Source organism: Gilliamella sp. Occ3-1 (genome assembly GCF_001690655.1).
Taxonomy (GTDB): Bacteria; Pseudomonadota; Gammaproteobacteria; order Enterobacterales; family Orbaceae; genus Gilliamella; species Gilliamella apicola_P.
Genome location: NZ_LZHQ01000004.1, coordinates 90,500 through 108,084, shown reverse-complemented (window position 1 = coordinate 108,084; position 17,585 = coordinate 90,500). Strand labels below are relative to the sequence as shown.

22 protein-coding genes are annotated in these 17,585 nt (G+C 36.5%); 12 read left to right on the top strand and 10 right to left on the bottom strand.

What is annotated here, in order from left to right; genetic code table 11:
- Positions 1-71 precede the first annotated feature (71 nt).
- Together ispB and A9G43_RS01325 are read left to right on the top strand one after the other, a co-directional pair.
- On the top strand, positions 72-1,058 hold the full coding sequence (gene ispB / locus A9G43_RS01330; protein ID WP_065605973.1) for an octaprenyl diphosphate synthase: 987 nt from the start codon (positions 72-74) through the stop codon (positions 1,056-1,058).
- A gap of 109 nt (positions 1,059-1,167) precedes the next feature.
- Positions 1,168-2,040 carry an EamA family transporter gene (locus tag A9G43_RS01325; protein WP_065605971.1) on the top strand — a complete coding sequence of 291 codons (873 nt, stop codon included), beginning with the start codon at positions 1,168-1,170 and terminating at the stop codon, positions 2,038-2,040.
- Positions 2,041-2,160: 120 nt separating this feature from the next.
- Here A9G43_RS01325 and ffh read toward each other — a convergent pair whose 3' ends face one another.
- A complete protein-coding gene (ffh, locus tag A9G43_RS01320) occupies positions 2,161-3,528 on the bottom strand; it encodes a signal recognition particle protein (protein ID WP_034915314.1) in 1,368 nt (455 codons plus the stop codon).
- Positions 3,529-3,708: 180 nt separating this feature from the next.
- On the opposite strand from ffh, the gene A9G43_RS01315 reads away from it, so the two are divergent.
- The 6 genes from A9G43_RS01315 to fmt all read left to right on the top strand — a co-directional run bounded on the left by A9G43_RS01315 (position 3,709) and on the right by fmt (position 8,734).
- Positions 3,709-4,092 carry a RidA family protein gene (locus A9G43_RS01315; RefSeq protein ID WP_065605970.1) on the top strand — a complete coding sequence of 128 codons (384 nt, stop codon included), beginning with the start codon at positions 3,709-3,711 and terminating at the stop codon, positions 4,090-4,092.
- A 263-nt stretch (positions 4,093-4,355) separates the two neighbouring features.
- Complete coding sequence (locus A9G43_RS01310) at positions 4,356-5,558, top strand: amino acid aminotransferase (RefSeq protein WP_065605968.1); 1,203 nt, start codon at positions 4,356-4,358, stop codon at positions 5,556-5,558.
- A 35-nt stretch (positions 5,559-5,593) separates the two neighbouring features.
- Positions 5,594-5,725, top strand: a complete 132-nt coding sequence (locus A9G43_RS01305) for an entericidin A/B family lipoprotein (RefSeq protein ID WP_411588277.1) — start codon at positions 5,594-5,596, stop codon at positions 5,723-5,725.
- 54 nt (positions 5,726-5,779) lie between these two features.
- Positions 5,780-6,295 (top strand): hypothetical protein, encoded by a 516-nt coding sequence (locus A9G43_RS01300; RefSeq protein WP_065605966.1) that lies wholly within the window; start codon positions 5,780-5,782, stop codon positions 6,293-6,295.
- 116 nt (positions 6,296-6,411) lie between these two features.
- Positions 6,412-7,326 carry a UTP--glucose-1-phosphate uridylyltransferase GalU gene (gene galU, locus A9G43_RS01295; protein ID WP_065605964.1) on the top strand — a complete coding sequence of 305 codons (915 nt, stop codon included), beginning with the start codon at positions 6,412-6,414 and terminating at the stop codon, positions 7,324-7,326.
- 445 nt (positions 7,327-7,771) lie between these two features.
- The gene (gene fmt, locus A9G43_RS01290; protein WP_065605962.1) at positions 7,772-8,734 is read left to right on the top strand and encodes a methionyl-tRNA formyltransferase; all 963 of its coding nucleotides are present in this window, start codon (positions 7,772-7,774) and stop codon (positions 8,732-8,734) included.
- A gap of 40 nt (positions 8,735-8,774) precedes the next feature.
- On the opposite strand, the gene tehB is transcribed toward fmt, so the two are convergent.
- Positions 8,775-9,635 carry an SAM-dependent methyltransferase TehB gene (gene tehB / locus A9G43_RS01285; protein WP_065605960.1) on the bottom strand — a complete coding sequence of 287 codons (861 nt, stop codon included), beginning with the start codon at positions 9,633-9,635 and terminating at the stop codon, positions 8,775-8,777.
- Positions 9,636-9,825: 190 nt separating this feature from the next.
- On the opposite strand from tehB, the gene fabI reads away from it, so the two are divergent.
- From fabI to A9G43_RS01265, 4 genes are all read left to right on the top strand, one after another.
- Positions 9,826-10,614, top strand: coding sequence for an enoyl-ACP reductase FabI (fabI, locus tag A9G43_RS01280; RefSeq protein ID WP_065605958.1), 789 nt, complete (start codon positions 9,826-9,828; stop codon positions 10,612-10,614).
- A 168-nt stretch (positions 10,615-10,782) separates the two neighbouring features.
- Positions 10,783-11,358 (top strand): peptidylprolyl isomerase, encoded by a 576-nt coding sequence (gene slyD, locus A9G43_RS01275; RefSeq protein WP_065605956.1) that lies wholly within the window; start codon positions 10,783-10,785, stop codon positions 11,356-11,358.
- Positions 11,359-11,534: 176 nt separating this feature from the next.
- Positions 11,535-12,206, top strand: coding sequence for a RadC family protein (gene radC, locus A9G43_RS01270; protein ID WP_065605954.1), 672 nt, complete (start codon positions 11,535-11,537; stop codon positions 12,204-12,206).
- A 51-nt stretch (positions 12,207-12,257) separates the two neighbouring features.
- Entirely contained in the window at positions 12,258-12,461 is a 204-nt protein-coding gene (locus A9G43_RS01265; protein WP_065605952.1) for a SlyX family protein, read from the top strand.
- A gap of 175 nt (positions 12,462-12,636) precedes the next feature.
- On the opposite strand, the gene rplQ is transcribed toward A9G43_RS01265, so the two are convergent.
- The 8 genes from rplQ to rplO form a co-directional block, all read right to left on the bottom strand.
- Positions 12,637-13,023 carry a 50S ribosomal protein L17 gene (gene rplQ / locus A9G43_RS01260; protein WP_065605950.1) on the bottom strand — a complete coding sequence of 129 codons (387 nt, stop codon included), beginning with the start codon at positions 13,021-13,023 and terminating at the stop codon, positions 12,637-12,639.
- A 29-nt stretch (positions 13,024-13,052) separates the two neighbouring features.
- Positions 13,053-14,042 (bottom strand): DNA-directed RNA polymerase subunit alpha, encoded by a 990-nt coding sequence (locus tag A9G43_RS01255; RefSeq protein ID WP_034911133.1) that lies wholly within the window; start codon positions 14,040-14,042, stop codon positions 13,053-13,055.
- 25 nt (positions 14,043-14,067) lie between these two features.
- Positions 14,068-14,688 (bottom strand): 30S ribosomal protein S4, encoded by a 621-nt coding sequence (gene rpsD / locus A9G43_RS01250; RefSeq protein ID WP_034911134.1) that lies wholly within the window; start codon positions 14,686-14,688, stop codon positions 14,068-14,070.
- A gap of 41 nt (positions 14,689-14,729) precedes the next feature.
- Entirely contained in the window at positions 14,730-15,119 is a 390-nt protein-coding gene (gene rpsK, locus A9G43_RS01245) for a 30S ribosomal protein S11 (RefSeq protein WP_025314405.1), read from the bottom strand.
- A 15-nt stretch (positions 15,120-15,134) separates the two neighbouring features.
- Positions 15,135-15,491: a 30S ribosomal protein S13 gene (gene rpsM, locus A9G43_RS01240; RefSeq protein WP_025314404.1), complete on the bottom strand. Its 357-nt coding sequence runs from the start codon at positions 15,489-15,491 to the stop codon at positions 15,135-15,137.
- Positions 15,492-15,660: 169 nt separating this feature from the next.
- Positions 15,661-15,774 (bottom strand): 50S ribosomal protein L36, encoded by a 114-nt coding sequence (gene rpmJ / locus A9G43_RS01235; protein ID WP_025314403.1) that lies wholly within the window; start codon positions 15,772-15,774, stop codon positions 15,661-15,663.
- Positions 15,775-15,800: 26 nt separating this feature from the next.
- Positions 15,801-17,141 (bottom strand): preprotein translocase subunit SecY, encoded by a 1,341-nt coding sequence (gene secY / locus A9G43_RS01230; RefSeq protein ID WP_065605948.1) that lies wholly within the window; start codon positions 17,139-17,141, stop codon positions 15,801-15,803.
- 8 nt (positions 17,142-17,149) lie between these two features.
- The gene (gene rplO / locus A9G43_RS01225; protein WP_065605946.1) at positions 17,150-17,584 is read right to left on the bottom strand and encodes a 50S ribosomal protein L15; all 435 of its coding nucleotides are present in this window, start codon (positions 17,582-17,584) and stop codon (positions 17,150-17,152) included.
- Position 17,585: the final 1 nt, after the last annotated feature.

Here is a 17,585-nt window from a genome sequence, read left to right as displayed (position 1 = left end):
ATACCTTGTTGCATAAAGATATTTATCAGATAATAGAAAATAAATATCTATTATTTGTAGTGGTTAGGCTGATGAATACTCCATCAATGAATCAAATACTCGATCTTGTTAAAAATGATTTAGTCAAAGTAAATGAGGCAATACAGGCAGAACTAACTTCTGATGTGGCTTTAATTAATCAATTAGGCAATTACATCATTAGTAGTGGTGGCAAACGTATACGTCCTGTTATCGCATTATTAATAGCCAAAGCACTCAACTACCAAGGCGATAAACATATTATCACTGCTGCTTTTATTGAATTTATTCATACTGCCACCTTATTGCATGATGATGTTGTTGACGAATCCGATTTACGCCGAGGCAAATCAACCGCCAATGCACTTTTTGGCAATGCCGCGAGCGTATTAGTTGGCGATTATATTTACACACGCTCTTTTCAAATGATGGTACGTACAGAATCGTTTAAAGTATTGACGATCATGTCGGCTGCAACCAATGTAATAGCTGAAGGTGAAGTACAACAGTTGATTAACTGTAACGATCCAGATATCACAAAAGAACAATATTTAGATGTAATTTATCGAAAAACGGCACGTCTATTTGAAGCAACATCGCATTCTGCTGCTGTCCTAGCTGGAGCTAGTGAGAAGCAAGAACTCGCCTTACAAGAATATGGAAAATATTTAGGCACAGCCTTTCAAATCATTGATGATCTACTCGATTATAGCGCTGATAGCAACCAAAAATTAGGTAAAAATTTAGGGGACGATCTTAACGAAGGCAAGCCCACTCTACCGCTTTTACATGCTATGCACCACACAAAAAACGCCCAAGATGCGGCATTAATACGCCAAGCAATAGAGCAAGGTAATGGTCGACAATTATTAGATCGCATTTTAAACATCATGGACGAATGTGGTTCGCTAGATTTTACGTTACAAACAGCCCAAAAAGAAGCGCAAAAAGCGTTTGACGTTATCGCAATTTTACCTGATTCGCCTTATAAACAAGCGTTACAAGATCTTGCCTTATTGTCAGTAAAAAGAGAAAACTAACTAGCCAACAAATCAATTGATAGTATATTTTTATACTCAAACACATAGTTATCGGAAACTTTTTATCAATAGTTTCATATACAATAAATTAAATTTAAGGTAATTATTTATGCTTAAAAGGTTTTGGCCTGTTTTGTTAATTTTTATCTCGATGATTTCAGTGCAAGGCAGTGCCTCAATAGCCAAATATCTGTTTCCTGTATTAGGGCCTGAAGGGATGACAGCTTGGCGATTATTTTTTTCAGCAATTATGCTAATTTTAATATTCAAGCCGTGGCGTAAAACACTGACAAAACAAGCACTAAAATACATTTTTTTATACGGTATTTCAATTGGTTGTATGAATTTAGCGTTTTACAACGCAATCGCAAGAATTCCGCTAGGTATTGCAGTTGCCATTGAACTCACAGGGCCAATTATGGTGGCGATGTGCTCCTCGCGTAAAGTACTTGATTTCATTTGGTTAGGTGTTGCTATTATTGGCTTGGCTATGCTTTTACCCATTGAACAAGCTTCAAGCAATTTAGATCCCAAGGGTATTTTATTTGCGCTATTAGCTGGAAGTGGTTGGGCGTGTTACATCTTATTTGGACGCAAAGCCAGCACTATTTATGGCTCAGCCAGCGTAGCGATTGGATCAGTCATTGCTTCGTGCTTTTTATTTCCTATTGGAATTTGGCAAAGTAGCAGTACCATGTTTTCGTTGGAATTGCTCCCAATGGTTTTTCTGGTCTCATTATTAGCATCAGCAATCCCTTATGGATTAGACATGATTGCACTACCAAAATTACCGGCACAAACATTTAGTACATTAATGAGCTTATCGCCTGTTTTTGCCGCGCTTTCTGGATTCATTGTTTTGCATGAACAACTAACCCACTACCAGTGCTTAGCCATTATTTTTATTATTACCTCATCAATAGGTACAGTGCTAACTATGAGTCGTCCAGTAAAAATAAAATCGAGTAAACCAAACAATTAAATAATTAAAACCACTATTGCACTATTTATAAGTGCGATAGTGGTTGTACGGCAAGCTATAGTTAACAGTTACTAAGTACTCAGATATAACTCATTTAATTGAAAATTTAGTATTAATGACTTAACGAGGAGGTAATCCCATACCACCGCCCATTAATCCTTTCATTTGGCGCATCATCTTCATCATGCCGCCACCTTTCATTTTTTTCATCATCTTTTGCATATCTTCGAACTGTTTTAACAGCTTGTTGACATCTTGAACCTGAGTTCCCGAACCGTTGGCAATACGGCGTTTACGAGAACCTTTAATGATTTCAGGATTAGCACGCTCTTTTAATGTCATTGAACCAATGATTGCCTCCATTTTGATGGTAATTTTATCATCCATCTGTGCTTTAATATGATCAGGAAGTTGACCAACACCGGGTAATTTAGCTAACAAAGCCCCCATTCCGCCCATATTACGCATCTGTTTTAACTGATCTTGGAAATCGTTAAAATCAAATTTATCACCTTTTTTTAGCTTTTTGGCAATTTTTTCTGCTTTTTCGCGATCGACGTTACTTTGTAATTCTTCAATTAAAGATAGCACATCGCCCATACCTAAAATACGTGAAGCAATGCGATCAGGATAAAATGGCTCTAAAGCGTCTGTCTTTTCACCCATCCCTAAGAATTTAATCGGTTTACCAGTAATGTGGCGAATTGATAACGCTGCACCGCCGCGAGCATCCCCGTCAACTTTTGTTAAAATTACACCAGTAAGCGGTAATGCATCATTAAACGCTTTAGCGGTATTAGCGGCATCTTGCCCTGTCATAGCATCGACCACAAATAGCGTTTCAATTGGATTGACAGCATGATGGAGCGCTTTGATTTCATCCATCATATCGCTATCAACATGCAAACGTCCTGCAGTATCAACAATTAACACATCAAAAAATTGCAATTTAGCATGAGAAATTGCTTTATTAACGATATTGACTGGCTTTTCAGCAATATCAGATGGAAAAACTTCAACATCAATAGCCTTAGCTAACGTTTCGAGCTGTTTAATCGCAGCAGGGCGATAAACATCGGCAGAAACAACCAACACTTTCTTTTTATGTTTTTCTTTTAAAAATTTAGCTAGCTTAGCAACGCTCGTTGTTTTACCTGCCCCTTGCAAACCTGCCATTAAAATCACTGCGGGTGGTTGAGTTGCCAAATTGAGCGAACTATTAACCTCACCCATAGCAGTTGTTAATTCTGCCTGAACTATTTTGATAAATTCTTGACCTGGGGTTAAGCTCTTATTGACATCTAATCCAACAGCCTTTTCTTTAACTTGATTAATAAATTCACGAACTACGGGTAGTGCAACATCTGCCTCAAGTAGTGCCATACGAACATCGCGCAATGCATCTTTGATATTATCTTCAGATAATCTTCCTCGACCACTAATATTGCGGAATGTCTGTGATAAACGGTCGGTTAAATTCTCGAACATATTAACTCTCGTAATAAATGAAAAATTGCCATTATCATATCAGAAAATTTCAATAAGTCCCACGATCATAATTTTGCACTGACTTGACACAAAATTGTGTTCCTGCTGAAATGAGGAAAGAGAAAAAGACGATTCTTAATAATCACAAAGCAGAATAAATTAAAAAGGAGAAAATCGGACATGGCAAAAATAATTAGTACTGATAAAGCGCCAGCAGCTATTGGGCCTTATGTTCAAGCAGTAGATTTAGGTAATATGTTATTTGCCTCAGGACAAATTCCATTAGATCCAACAACTGGTGAAATGCCAACTTGTGTTAAAGAGCAAGCCAAACAAAGTTTAGCTAATGTTAAAGCGATCATCACTGCGGCTGGCTATCAAGTAAGTAATATCGTTAAAACGACTATTTTCTTAGCCGATATCAATGACTTTACTACGGTAAATGCAGTATACGAAGCCTTTTTTATTGAAAATAATGCATCTTTCCCTGCACGTTCTTGCGTACAAGTAGCTCGAATTCCCAAAGATGCCAAAGTCGAAATCGAAGTTATTGCCGCTAAATAAATTTGCTTATCAGATTAGCACCAATGGGTGCTAATTTTTGTCAAAAAGTTTCAGGTAACTATGTGTTTCAGTATAAAATTAATATAAAAACATAATTTTTGGGGTTATTTTGTTCTTTAATTCCTCTTATTAAAAACGGCAATTTTCCAACCAAAAATCAACTTAATTATTTGCTATTAAACTATTATTTAATGATTGATCGCCAATAGAGTTGGTGCAATAATCTACAATTATTTATTATTTGTACCAATTGGATTGTAAAAATGTTTGAAAAAGTAGAGCCGTACGCAGGGGACCCCATCTTATCACTAGTAACTGAATTTATTAATGATAGTCGAGACAACAAAATAAATTTAAGTATTGGTTATTATTATGATGAAAATAGCATAGTGCCTCAACTACAATGTATTAAAACGGCGCGTGATTATATCTATCATCACAACCAAGATGCTCAATTGTATTTACCCATGAGTGGCCTACCAGCTTATTGCCAAGCGATTCAATCTTTATTATTTGGTGAAGATCATTCGGCCTCTAAAGATAAACGTATCGCAACGATACAAACCTTAGGTGGATCGGGGGCTCTTAAAATAGGTGCTGATTTTTTATTTCGCTATTTCCCAAATTCACAAGTATGGGTAAGCGATCCAACTTGGGAAAATCACATCGCCATTTTTAATGGTGCAGGTTTTAAAGTAAACCAATATCCTTACTTTGATGAACAAACATGTGGCGTAAAATTTGAAGCAATGCTTGAAACATTAAATCAACTACCAGCTAAAAGCATAGCCTTGCTACACCCTTGTTGCCATAACCCAACTGGCGCCGATCTAACGCAAGCACAGTGGGATAAAGTAATAGCTGTTTTACAAGCACGAGATCTTATTCCATTTATGGATATTGCTTATCAAGGCTTTGGCAAAGGTATTGAACAAGACGTTTATGCGATTCGAAAAATGGCAGATGTAGGATTGTGTGGATTTGTTAGTAACTCATTTTCGAAAACATTTTCACTTTATGGTGAACGAGTGGGAGGATTATCCGTTTTATGTGATAACAACCAGATCGCTAACCGCGTGTTAGGACAGTTACAAGCAACTGTTCGCCAAAATTATTCAACCCCAGCGGCATATGGCGTGCAGTTAGTGAGTTATGTTTTAAATAATCCAGAACTTAAGGCACAATGGTTAAAAGAAGTCGACTCGATGAGAACTCGCATCGTAACCATGCGATCAACTCTAGTTGAATTATTAAAAAAAGCAGCACCTGATTGTCATTTTGATCATTTAGTAAAACAACAGGGCATGTTCAGTTATACTGGTTTTAGTAAAGAGCAAGTTACACAATTGAAAGATAATTTTGCTATTTATTTGGTGGGTAGCGGAAGAATGTGTGTAGCGGGTTTAAATCACCATAATATCGAACGTGTGGCAGAAGCATTTGCTGCACTAAAACAATCATGTTAATAAAGGAGTGTATTTTTATGTTCCATAAAATGTTAATGTTAATATTAGGTATAGCAATGACAACGCTTATTGTTGGATGTAACACCGTAAAAGGTGTTGGTCAAGATGTCGAATCAGGTGGAAAAGCCATTTCACATACAGCCGAAAAAGTGAGTGATAAAATGTAACTAAGGTTATAGACTGTCTACAAATATTTTAACGTCTTAAATATATTTAGTAAAATGTCACGTATTTTATTTACAGTTACATTATTTTTACTTGTTGGGTGTAGCTCGTTAAACTTTCGAACTGCACCTTTAACTATAGAAAATTGTCAATATTCAAACCTATCAGGTATTGAATTTTTATTAAACCCACTCCCTTCAACTAAACCAAGCTATCAACATGTTTATATTATCCAGAGTCGAGAAAGCAAACATTTGCCCAATAGTTATGCGGGAATAAAAGGCAAATTAACCGATCAAATTCTTGTTCGTAATTATCCCAAACAGACATTTTGGCGAACACCAAATTTATTCGAAAGAGCCTCTTTATATGATGATGGATATGATAATCTTTACATCAGCAAAGCACAAAAAGAAGCGCGTGACCGAAAAGCAAAATTTGTAGTAAGGCAAGCCGTGTTACAAAATTGCCAAATTGTTTATATCGCTATTGATTCTTTAGCTAAAGACATAGATAATCCTTTACTAATTGAATCTAACGATTTATCAACCACTAAACAGATACAAAAATGAGTAGATGATTTACTCATATATAAAAGTCAGTGTGAGTCAAAAATACATTTGTTAATGGTTACCGTAGTGAAGTAATTATAGCAACATTATTAGTTAATTTGTTTTAAGGAAATAAAATGACTTCAAATTTAAACAATTCAGTGAATGGAAAAATAAAAAAAGCAGTTATCCCTGTTGCAGGTTTGGGAACACGCATGTTACCAGCTACTAAAGCTATCCCCAAAGAGATGCTACCCGTTGTTGATAAGCCACTTATTCAATATGTAGTTAAAGAGTGTATTGCTTCAGGCATAACTGAAATTATATTTGTTACACACTCATCAAAAAACTCAATTGAAAACCATTTTGATACTAGTTTTGAATTAGAAGCTATATTAGAAGCGCGTGTTAAACGCCAATTATTGCAAGAAGTACAAGGTATTTTACCTAGACATGTAACAATAACCAGCATTCGCCAAGGTTTGGCAAAAGGACTTGGTCATGCTGTACTATGCGCCTATCCAATAGTTGGTGATGAACCATTTGCTGTTGTTTTACCTGATGTGATTATTGATGAATACGAAAGTGACCTTGCCAGCGATAATTTAGCCGCAATGATCAAAAATTATCATGAAACTAAACATAGTCAAATCATGGTAGAGCCCGTGCCAAAAGAATTAGTTTCTTCTTACGGTATTGTTGATTGCTGTGGTGAAGAACTATCTGCAGGTAATGTTGCACAAATGTACAGCATTGTTGAAAAACCATCAGTTGAAGAAGCACCATCAAACCAATCTGTTGTTGGACGTTATGTTCTATCTGAAAAAATCTGGCCTCTACTTGCCAAAACTCCATTAGGTGCTGGCGGCGAAATTCAATTGACCGACGCAATTGCCATGTTACTTAAAGAAGATCGTGTTGATGCCTATTGCATAAAAGGCCGTAGCCATGACTGTGGTAATAAACTCGGTTATATACAAACATTTGTTCAATACGCAATGCGACACAAGTGTTTAGGTAGCGATGTTACAGCTTGGTTAAAGACGCTTTAGTTTCGAGTTTAGGGGCGTTAGGTTTCGGAAATTTTAGCCAATAATGTTGATTATGTTCAAGTTGTGGCGATTCTCTACAAAATTCCTAATGCCTCAGCAAACATTCTTATTTAGTGTTCTAACTTTGCTTAGTTAGCATCGCATTGTAAAGATTGTTATTCTTTCTATAAAAATTTCAGATAATTCATTGATTCTAATTTTCTTATTGAGTAAATTTTAATAAAAACAATTAGCCATAAATTATTTTTATATTTATTATAAAAAATACAATTCTTAATATTTATAAAAAAGATATAATTCAGCATAACTTATTTATATAGTTATTATTGTCAAATTTGATACTAATTAAAAACACTTATTATATCCATAACGCTTTTTGATTAAAGATTCTCACTAAAATTTCGGGTATAATTCAGATAAATTTTTGATTATGGACATAACGGTTATGCCACATGCAACTAAACCTTTAAATATTATTTTTGCAGGTACACCCGATTTTGCTGCAACTCATTTAAAAGCTCTGATTAACTCACGCCATAATGTAATTGCTGTTTTTACGCAACCAGATCGCCCTGCAGGTCGTGGTAATAAATTAACAGCAAGCCCTGTTAAACAATTAGCTGTTGAGCATAATATTCCTGTTTATCAACCAGCAACGCTCAAATCCGAAGAAAATCAAAAAATCATTGCTGAATTAAATGCTGACATTATGGTTGTTGTTGCTTATGGACTTATTTTGCCACAAGCTGTACTTGGTATACCTAGATTAGGTTGCTTAAATGTGCATGGTTCATTACTACCACGCTGGCGTGGCGCAGCCCCTATTCAGCGTGCTTGCTGGGCAGGCGATGAAAAAACAGGAATTACTATTATGCAGATGGATATAGGGCTTGATACGGGCGATATGCTTTATAAACTTACCTGTCCTATTGAGCAATCCGATACTAGCGCATCACTGTATGAGAAACTCGCAAAACTCGGTCCCCAAGGCTTGCTTGATACATTAGAGTTAATCACTGAAGGAAAAATCCAACCTGAAAAACAAGATGAGACGCAAGCAACCTATGCCGAAAAGCTGTCAAAACAGGAAGCTAAACTTGATTGGAATTTGCCTGCCGTGCAACTTGAGCGTTGCGTTCGGGCTTTTAACCCATGGCCAGTGAGTTATTTTGAGGTTAATGGTGAGCCTGTAAAAGTATGGCAAGCCCATGTAGTAAAAATGGATTCAAAACAGCCGGCTGGCACAATTTTGCAAGCCAATAAAAATGGCATTTGTATTGCAACCAGCAACGGCGCATTAAATATGATACTTTTGCAACCTGCTGGGAAAAAACCGATGTCAGCCCAAGATTTGTTAAACTCACGCAAGGCTTGGTTTACAGTTGGCGAAAAACTAAATACACTTTAATCAAATATATTAAATTACAGGATGATATATCCTGTAATTGTTATCTCTTTTTAGCCAATAAGGTTGCAAACCTTAATTTAATTCGGTTTCCATGTATATCTGTTTTATGTAATTGTCCAATATCTTCGTTATATTTTAGTATTTCCCAATCTTGGTAATATTGGTGCAACTCGTTTTCTTTAAAAGTAAATGAAAACCCAACAGAGCAAGGATAATCAGACGTAGACATGGCGCTGACAATTAAATTATATCCTCCTGATTTGGTCATTTTTTGCATGTTATTAATAATAGCTGGAATTCTTTCGGGTTGTAAAAACATCATGACAACGGTCGAAAGAATAAAATCATATTCGCCCAGTAAATTTGCTTGATTGATATCGTAAACCATTGCATTAATGTGCTTAAGGTTATCATCATTAATGATTTTTTGTAAGTTTCCAATACTGAGCTCTGATTTATCAATCGCGGTAACATCAAAGCCTTGTAACTGCAAGTAGAGTGAATTACGACCTGAACCACAACCTAAATCCAATGCCTTTCCTGTTTGGATAATCTTTGTTGCGCTAATTACCTCGGAGTGGGTTTTGGTCATTTGGTATTTTTTTTGAGTATAATCCTCAGGCAAACAGTAAAATGCTAACTGGCACTGTAAGTCATCTGATATTTCGGCTATACGGTGCCATTGCTGTGGCAATATAAATGGCGGTTGCTGCTGAGTATCAAAATAATGCTTAGTAATCACTTCGCCTTGTTCGGTTAACATTTCAAAACCAATACTTCCTTTTAAAATTTCTAACTTCGCCCATGTACCAATTTGGGTATTATGCTTTTGACGCAACAACGCAGGTAATGTATCAGCATTCCAAATAGGCAATGTTTTGTAACAAACTAAATTATTCAAATTGATACCTCCTATAAAAAAACAATAGTTGACTATTATAGTAGGATATTAATATGGTAAACAATCATTTATTTTAGACAATAAAATAAAAACCTATCAACGAAAATAAATTTATAGTAGCGAAGTTGGCTTGATCAACATATAATCGTCACTATCCTAGACTATATAGTGAAAATTAGAGGAATAATTTATGAGATTTTTAACAGGTAAACGTATACTCGTTACTGGTGTTGCAAGTAATCGTTCAATTGCTTACGGTATTGCACAAGCAATGCATCGTGAAGGCGCTGAACTCGCTTTTACTTACCAAAATGATAAATTAAAAACACGCGTTGAAGAGTTTGCCGCTGATTTTGGTTCTAAAATCGTTTTACCTTGCGATGTTGCTCATGATGAAAGCATCTCTGAACTATTTTCTGAACTTGCAAAAACTTGGGATAAATTTGATGGTTTTGTTCATGCTATTGCTTTCGCACCAGGTGATCAATTAGATGGCGATTATGTTAATGCCGTTACCCGTGAAGGTTTTGCTATTGCTCACGATATTAGCTCTTATAGCTTCGTTGCTATGGCTAAGGCATGTCGTTCAATGCTAAATCCAAATTCAGCATTAGTGACACTTTCTTATCTTGGTGCCGAGCGTGCAATCCCTAACTATAATGTAATGGGACTTGCTAAAGCCTCACTAGAAGCAAATGTGCGTTATATGGCAAATGCTATGGGTCCTGAAGGTGTCCGTGTTAATGCAATTTCAGCAGGTCCTATTCGTACGCTGGCGGCATCGGGTATTAAAGATTTCAAAAAAATGTTATCTCACTGTGAATCAGTAACACCAATCCGTCGCACTGTGACAACCGAAGATGTGGGTAATTCAGCGGCATTTTTATGTTCAGATTTAGCATCAGGTATTACAGGTGAAGTCATTCATGTTGACGGTGGATTTAGCATCGCTGCGATGAATGAATTAGAACTTAAATAAGCTGTTCTCAGTGTGTATGAAAAAGGCGCTAAACCTTAAATGTTTGCGCCTTTTTTATTTTATTTTTTTGGTAAGTTTTGAACAAAAATATAAAATTTAGAATACTTATACTCTTTTTTCCGTTAAAATCTAATGTAATTTGCTCAATAAAAGTTTGTTGGAGAAAAAATGAAAATAGCAAAAAATACAGTGGTTAGTTTAGCATACCAAGTTCGCACTAAAGACGGTGTTTTAGTTGATGAAGCAACTACGGCAGTGCCATTAGAATATTTACATGGCGCAGGTAACTTGCTACAAGATCTTGAGAACGCATTAGATGGTCACCAAATTGGCGACAAATTTGACGTTGAGCTAATTAATGCTTACGGGGATTTTAATGATGCTCTTGTACAAAATGTTCCTCGTGACGTTTTTGTTGGTGTAGATGAACTTGAAGTTGGTATGCGATTTTTTGCTGATACCGAGCATGGTTCTTTACCCGTTGAAATCACCGCTATCGATGGCGATACCATCACTATTGATGGAAACCATATGTTAGCTGGACAAGATTTACAATTTAACGTTGAAGTATTGGCTATTCATGAAGCTACTGAAGATGAAATTGCTCACGGGCATATTCATAGTGAGCATGGTCATGATCACGGACTTGGCGGTTGTGGCTGTGGTGGACATTCTCATGAAGACGAAGATGATGAAAACACAGGCTGCTGTGGCGGTGGCCATGGTGGCTGCGGTTGTCACTAATTCTTAATTAATTCAAATTAAATTTTAAAAGTGCTCTATAGCGCTTTTTATTTACTTCTGTTTTGTGTTTTTGCTTAATAAGTTGTGAAACAACTCCCAATATTTTAAATTATCATTTTGCTTTGCTAATTTTTCCTTTAATAATCTCTATTTTACAATTATTGGGATCTGCAACTATGTCTTCACAACCAATAGTATTAATGCCACGTGAGAAGCTTTTAAAATTTGGCGTTGAAGCACTCAGTGATGCAGAATTACTTGCTCTTTTTTTACGCACTGGTACTCGAGATTTGCCTGTTTTGGAACTGTCACAAAAGCTATTAAATGAGTTTGGTTCTTTTTATAATTTAATTAATGCAAGCCATAGTGATTTTTGCAAGAAGAAAGGATTGGGAACAGCTAAATATACACAATTGAAAGCAGTTGTTGAACTTTCTTATAGATATTTAAAAGTTAAAATGACTACCGATAATTTTTTGACATCGTCATCTTTGACACATCACTATTTAGCTAGTCGATTGGCTAATAAAGATCGTGAAGTTTTTATGGTTATTTTTTTAGATAATCAAAATCACGTCATAGCATCAGAAGATATGTTTGTCGGTACCTATAATTGTGTTGAAGTCCACCCAAGAGAAGTTGTTAGGCGAGCATTACAACATAACGCAGCTGCATTGATTCTAGCTCATAATCATCCTTCAGGTGTGGCAGAACCTAGTCAGGCAGATCGTCATCTTACACAAAAAATAGAAGAAGTTTGTGAATTGGTTGATATTCGAGTCATAGATCATATTGTTATAGGTAAAGGTGAATATGTCTCTTTTGCAGAGCATGGATGGATTTCGTAGCTATTTTTACATACAATGTAATTTAATTAACTAATCTATTGAATTTATTTTATGAACCAGCAATTAGAATTACTTGAAACCAAAGTAGCTTTTCAAGATATCACCATCGAAGAACTCAATCAAATGGTAACTAATCTTCAAGCTGATGTTAGCAAATTAAAAGAGCAATTGACGTTATTGTCTCAAAAACTACAAGCAACACAATCTCCAAATATTGCTAATTTATCTGAAGAAATACCACCACCTCACTATTAATTGTATTTATGAGGTAAATAACTGTTGTTAACAATTATTTATTTAATAATTTTGTCGTGATCTCTTTTAGTTTTTAACTAACTTTAACTAAAGTTAGTAATTTGAGTTTTCAAATATAGTAAACATAAAATAAAAAACCGGCTATATGCCGGTTTTAATACACAATGATTTATTATTATTCAGCTGATGCTGCTTCTTCTACTGCAGAACGATCAACTAATTCAATATAAGCCATTGGAGCATTATCTCCATCACGGAAACCACATTTTAAAATACGTACATAACCGCCAGGACGGGTAGCAAAACGTGGACCTAAATCTGAAAATAATTTTTTAACTGTATCTTTATCACGGATACGAGCAAAAGCCAGACGGCGATTAGCTACGCTATCGCTTTTGGCTAGCGTAATTAACGGTTCAACAACACGACGCAACTCTTTTGCTTTAGGCAATGTAGTTTTGATGATTTCATGTTCAACAAGTGAACTTGTCATGTTACGAAACATTGCTTGACGATGGCTGCTATTTCGGTTCAGTTGACGACCACTTTTACGATGGCGCATAACTTTATCCTTCTTATATAAATTTTATCTTAGTCTTCAACAATACTTGCTGGTGGCCAATTCTCAAGACGCATGCCTAAAGATAAACCACGAGACGCGAGCACGTCCTTAATTTCAGTAAGTGATTTCTTACCAAGATTAGGGGTTTTAAGTAACTCAACTTCGGTACGTTGTACTAAATCACCAATATAATGAACTGCTTCTGCTTTTAAGCAATTAGCAGACCGAACAGTTAACTCCAAATCATCTACTGGACGTAAAAGGATTGGATCAAATTCCGGTTTATCTTCTTTAACTTCTGGTTGACGTACATCTCGTAAATCAACGAAAGCTTCAAGTTGTTCAGCCAAAATAGTTGATGCACGACGAATAGATTCTTCTGGATCGATAGTACCATTAGTTTCCATATCGATAACAAGTTTATCTAAATCCGTACGTTGTTCCACACGAGCAGCATCAACAGAATATGCAATGCGCTCTACAGGGCTATAACATGCGTCAACTAACAGACGACCGATTGGTCGTTCTTCATCTTCTGACTTAACGCGAGCAGAAGCAGGGACATAACCACGTCCTCGTTGTACACGAATACGCATACTAATTGAAGCATTGGCATCAGTAAGATGACAAATCACTAAATCAGGATTAACAATTTCAACATCACCATCATGAGTGATATCAGATGCTGTTACTGCACCTATGCCCGATTTATTTAAAGTCAGCATAACATCATCTTTCGTATGTACACGCACTGCTAATTTTTTTAAATTAAGCAGAATATCAAGTACATCTTCTTGAACACCTTCTTTAGTACTGTACTCATGCAGAACACCGTCAATTTCAACTTCGGTTACTGCATATCCCGGCATAGATGATAATAAAATGCGGCGTAGTGCATTACCTAAAGTATGGCCAAAACCACGTTCTAGTGGCTCTAAAGTCACTTTAGCATGTGTTTGGCTATATTGAACAACATCAACTAGGTGAGGTTTTAAAAACTCTGTTACAGAACCCTGCATTATGTCCTCTCTTAAGTGCTAAACTTTACTTAGAGTAAAGTTCGACGATCAAATGTTCGTTGATATCAGCAGATAAATCTGAACGTTCTGGTAAGCGTTTAAATACACCTTCCATTTTGCTAGCATCAACTTCTAACCATGTTGGTTTTTCACGTTGTTCAGCTAACTCTAAAGCGGCTTTAATACGTGCTTGTTTTTTTGATTTTTCGCGAACACTAATCACATCTTCAGGTGAAACTTGATAAGATGCAATATTCACAACACGACCATTAACAAGAACAGCTTTATGACTAACTAATTGACGAGCTTCAGCACGAGTTGCACCAAATCCCATGCGATAAACAACGTTATCTAAGCGACGTTCTAAAAGACCAAGTAGGTTTTCACCAGTATTGCCTTTAATGCGAGCAGCGCTTTTGTAGTAATTACGGAATTGACGTTCTAAAATTCCATAAATACGTCTAACTTTTTGCTTTTCACGTAACTGAACACCATAATCTGATAAACGCGGTTTACGCGCACCATGTTGTCCAGGAGCTTGTTCTAATTTACATTTACTATCAATCGCTCGGACGCCAGATTTAAGGAATAAATCTGTACCTTCACGACGACTTAATTTGAGTTTTGGTCCCAAATATCTTGCCATTTTATTTCTCCAATAATCCTAAACATTCAATGTTTAAAAAATTAAACACGACGTTTCTTTGGTGGACGACAACCGTTATGAGGAATCGGAGTAACATCAGTAATGTTAGTGATGCGATAACCCGCTGCATTTAATGCACGAATTGTTGACTCACGACCAGGACCAGGTCCTTTTACCATAACTTCCAGATTCTTAATTCCGTAATCTTTGACAGCTTCAGCACAACGTTCTGCGGCCACTTGAGCTGCAAAAGGAGTTGATTTACGAGAGCCACGGAAACCAGAACCACCAGCGGTTGCCCAACCTAACGCATTACCTTGACGATCGGTAATAGTTACGATTGTATTGTTGAATGATGCATGAATATGAGCTATACCATCAGAAACTTGCTTTTTTACACGTTTACGTGTACGAACAGGTGTCTTTGCCATTTAATTATACCTCAATTATTTCTTGATTGGCTTACGCGGTCCCTTACGGGTACGAGCGTTAGTCTTTGTGCGTTGACCGCGAACAGGAAGTCCACGACGGTGACGCATTCCACGATAACAACCAAGGTCTAATAAACGCTTGATACTCATAGTTACTTCTCGGCGTAAATCACCTTCAACAGTGAATTTAGCGACTTGTTCACGTAACTTTTCAATCTGATCTTCAGATAGTTCTCTGATCTTAACATGTTCAGGAATACCTGCTTCAGCACAAATTGTCTTAGCGCGAGTATTTCCGATACCATAAATTGCTTGTAAAGCAATTACAGCATGTTGTTGATCAGGAATGTTAATGCCTGCTATACGGGCCACTATGCACTCCTTTATTGTTAATGTTTAGCAAATTCACCATACTGAAAAGCCCGTTTTCAGGATACTCAAACAGTGAATTTACAAATAAATCTAGGCTGGCTATTCTAGCCAGCTTTACTATACTTTGGCAAGAAAAATATGCAAAAGCCCAACCTTCCAGTTAAATAAATTAACCTTGACGTTGTTTGTGTTTACCTTCAACGCAAATAACACGAACGATGCCATTACGTTTAATGATTTTACAATTTCTGCATAATTTCTTGACTGAAGCACGAACTTTCATTTTTTTCTCCGTAACTTCTGGCTAACTTATCGGCCATAGCCTTTAAGGTTCGCTTTCTTTAACACTGACTCATAACGATTTGGCATCATTAAAGTCTGTACTTGTGCCATAAAATCCATGATTACAACAACAACAATTAATAATGATGTTCCACCAAATTGAACTGGAACTTTCATTGCGCTTGTCATAAACATTGGAACCAAACATACAAAAGTAATGTAGATTGCACCAATTAGCGTCAAACGAGTCATTACCTTGTCAATATACTTAGATGTTTGTTCACCTGGACGGATACCTGGAATAAATGCACCAGATTTTTTAAGCTGATCTGCTGTCTCTCTTGGGTTAAAAACCAACGCTGTATAGAAAAAACAAAAGAAGATAATTGCCACCGCAAAAAAGATTATGTATAACGGTTGATCATGGCCAAAATATTGACTAATAAGTACAATAAAATATCTCCATCCTGTACCATCTCCTTGGAACCAAGAAGCCATCATTGATGGTAACATAGCAATTGTAGAGGCAAATATCGCAGGAATAACCCCAGCCATATTAATCTTTAATGGTAAGTGTGTACTTTGTGCTGCATAAACACGACGACCTTGTTGTCGTTGGGCATAGTTAACAACAATTCGTCGCTGACCACGTTCAACAAATACAACAAAATAAGTTACACCAACCACTAATGCAGCAACAACCAATAATAAAATCGGATGCAATGAACCAGAACGAGCTTGTTCAATTGTTTCATAAATAGCATGAGGGAGACTCGCCACGATACCAGCAAAGATAATGATTGAAATACCATTACCTACACCTCGCTCAGTGATCTGCTCACCCAACCACATTAGAAACATAGTGCCAGTAACTAAGCTAACCGATGCGATAAAATAGAAAGAAAATCCTGGATTAATCACTACATTTTCATAATCAGGAATATTAGGTAAACCAGTCGAAATACCAACAGCCTGTATTATTGCTAAAGCAAGTGTGCCATAGCGAGTGTACTGACTAATTTTTTTACGACCAGACTCACCTTCTTTCTTCAATTCAGCTAACTTAGGGCTAATTGCCGTTAATAACTGCACAATAATTGATGCCGAAATATAAGGCATTATCCCTAATGCAAAAATTGAAGCACGGCTTAAAGCACCACCAGAGAACATATTGAACATACCAACAATACCGTTTGACGATGCTTTTGTTAGTAAGTCCGATAAAGCTTTAGTATCAATACCAGGAACCGGAATATAAGAACCGAGACGAAAAACAATAAGCGCTAAAAGCACAAACATTAAGCGTCTTTTAAGCTCACCACTACCGCCTCGTGTACTTTGAAAATCTAATCCTGGTTGCTTTGCCATTTTTCTAATTATTCCTCAATTTTTCCGCCAGCAGCTTCAATTGCAGCTCTAGCACCTTTAGTTACTCGAATACCGCGAACAGTTACTGGTTTAGTTACTTCACCAGATAACATGATTTTTGCATATTCGATATGTGAATTAATCACATTTGCAACTTTTAAGCTATTTAGGTCAACAATATCGCCTTCGACTTTCATTAAATCTGAAAGACGAACTTGAGCTGTAACTTGAGCTTTACGTGAGGTAAAACCAAATTTTGGTAAACGACGATATAAAGGCATTTGACCACCTTCAAAGCCGCGACGAACGCCACCACCTGAACGAGATTTTTGACCTTTAATACCACGAGTACCAGTTTTACCTAATCCTGAACCGATGCCTCGGCCCAGACGTTTTGGTGCATGCTTTGAACCTTCAGCAGGAGATAAAGTATTTAAACGCATT

Excerpts from the sequence above, each read along its gene's own strand:
- ispB (WP_065605973.1), top strand. The coding sequence starts at position 72 with ATGAATACTCCATCAATGAATCAAATACTCGATCTTGTTAAAAATGAT.
- A9G43_RS01325 (WP_065605971.1), top strand. The coding sequence starts at position 1,168 with ATGCTTAAAAGGTTTTGGCCTGTTTTGTTAATTTTTATCTCGATGATT.
- ffh (WP_034915314.1), bottom strand. The coding sequence starts at position 3,528 with ATGTTCGAGAATTTAACCGACCGTTTATCACAGACATTCCGCAATATT.
- A9G43_RS01315 (WP_065605970.1), top strand. The coding sequence starts at position 3,709 with ATGGCAAAAATAATTAGTACTGATAAAGCGCCAGCAGCTATTGGGCCT.
- A9G43_RS01310 (WP_065605968.1), top strand. The coding sequence starts at position 4,356 with ATGTTTGAAAAAGTAGAGCCGTACGCAGGGGACCCCATCTTATCACTA.
- A9G43_RS01305 (WP_411588277.1), top strand. The coding sequence starts at position 5,594 with ATGTTAATATTAGGTATAGCAATGACAACGCTTATTGTTGGATGTAAC.
- A9G43_RS01300 (WP_065605966.1), top strand. The coding sequence starts at position 5,780 with ATGTCACGTATTTTATTTACAGTTACATTATTTTTACTTGTTGGGTGT.
- galU (WP_065605964.1), top strand. The coding sequence starts at position 6,412 with ATGACTTCAAATTTAAACAATTCAGTGAATGGAAAAATAAAAAAAGCA.
- fmt (WP_065605962.1), top strand. The coding sequence starts at position 7,772 with ATGCCACATGCAACTAAACCTTTAAATATTATTTTTGCAGGTACACCC.
- fabI (WP_065605958.1), top strand. The coding sequence starts at position 9,826 with ATGAGATTTTTAACAGGTAAACGTATACTCGTTACTGGTGTTGCAAGT.
- slyD (WP_065605956.1), top strand. The coding sequence starts at position 10,783 with ATGAAAATAGCAAAAAATACAGTGGTTAGTTTAGCATACCAAGTTCGC.
- radC (WP_065605954.1), top strand. The coding sequence starts at position 11,535 with ATGTCTTCACAACCAATAGTATTAATGCCACGTGAGAAGCTTTTAAAA.
- A9G43_RS01265 (WP_065605952.1), top strand. The coding sequence starts at position 12,258 with ATGAACCAGCAATTAGAATTACTTGAAACCAAAGTAGCTTTTCAAGAT.
- rplQ (WP_065605950.1), bottom strand. The coding sequence starts at position 13,023 with ATGCGCCATCGTAAAAGTGGTCGTCAACTGAACCGAAATAGCAGCCAT.
- A9G43_RS01255 (WP_034911133.1), bottom strand. The coding sequence starts at position 14,042 with ATGCAGGGTTCTGTAACAGAGTTTTTAAAACCTCACCTAGTTGATGTT.
- rpsD (WP_034911134.1), bottom strand. The coding sequence starts at position 14,688 with ATGGCAAGATATTTGGGACCAAAACTCAAATTAAGTCGTCGTGAAGGT.
- rpsK (WP_025314405.1), bottom strand. The coding sequence starts at position 15,119 with ATGGCAAAGACACCTGTTCGTACACGTAAACGTGTAAAAAAGCAAGTT.
- rpmJ (WP_025314403.1), bottom strand. The coding sequence starts at position 15,774 with ATGAAAGTTCGTGCTTCAGTCAAGAAATTATGCAGAAATTGTAAAATC.
- secY (WP_065605948.1), bottom strand. The coding sequence starts at position 17,141 with ATGGCAAAGCAACCAGGATTAGATTTTCAAAGTACACGAGGCGGTAGT.
- rplO (WP_065605946.1), bottom strand. The coding sequence starts at position 17,584 with ATGCGTTTAAATACTTTATCTCCTGCTGAAGGTTCAAAGCATGCACCA.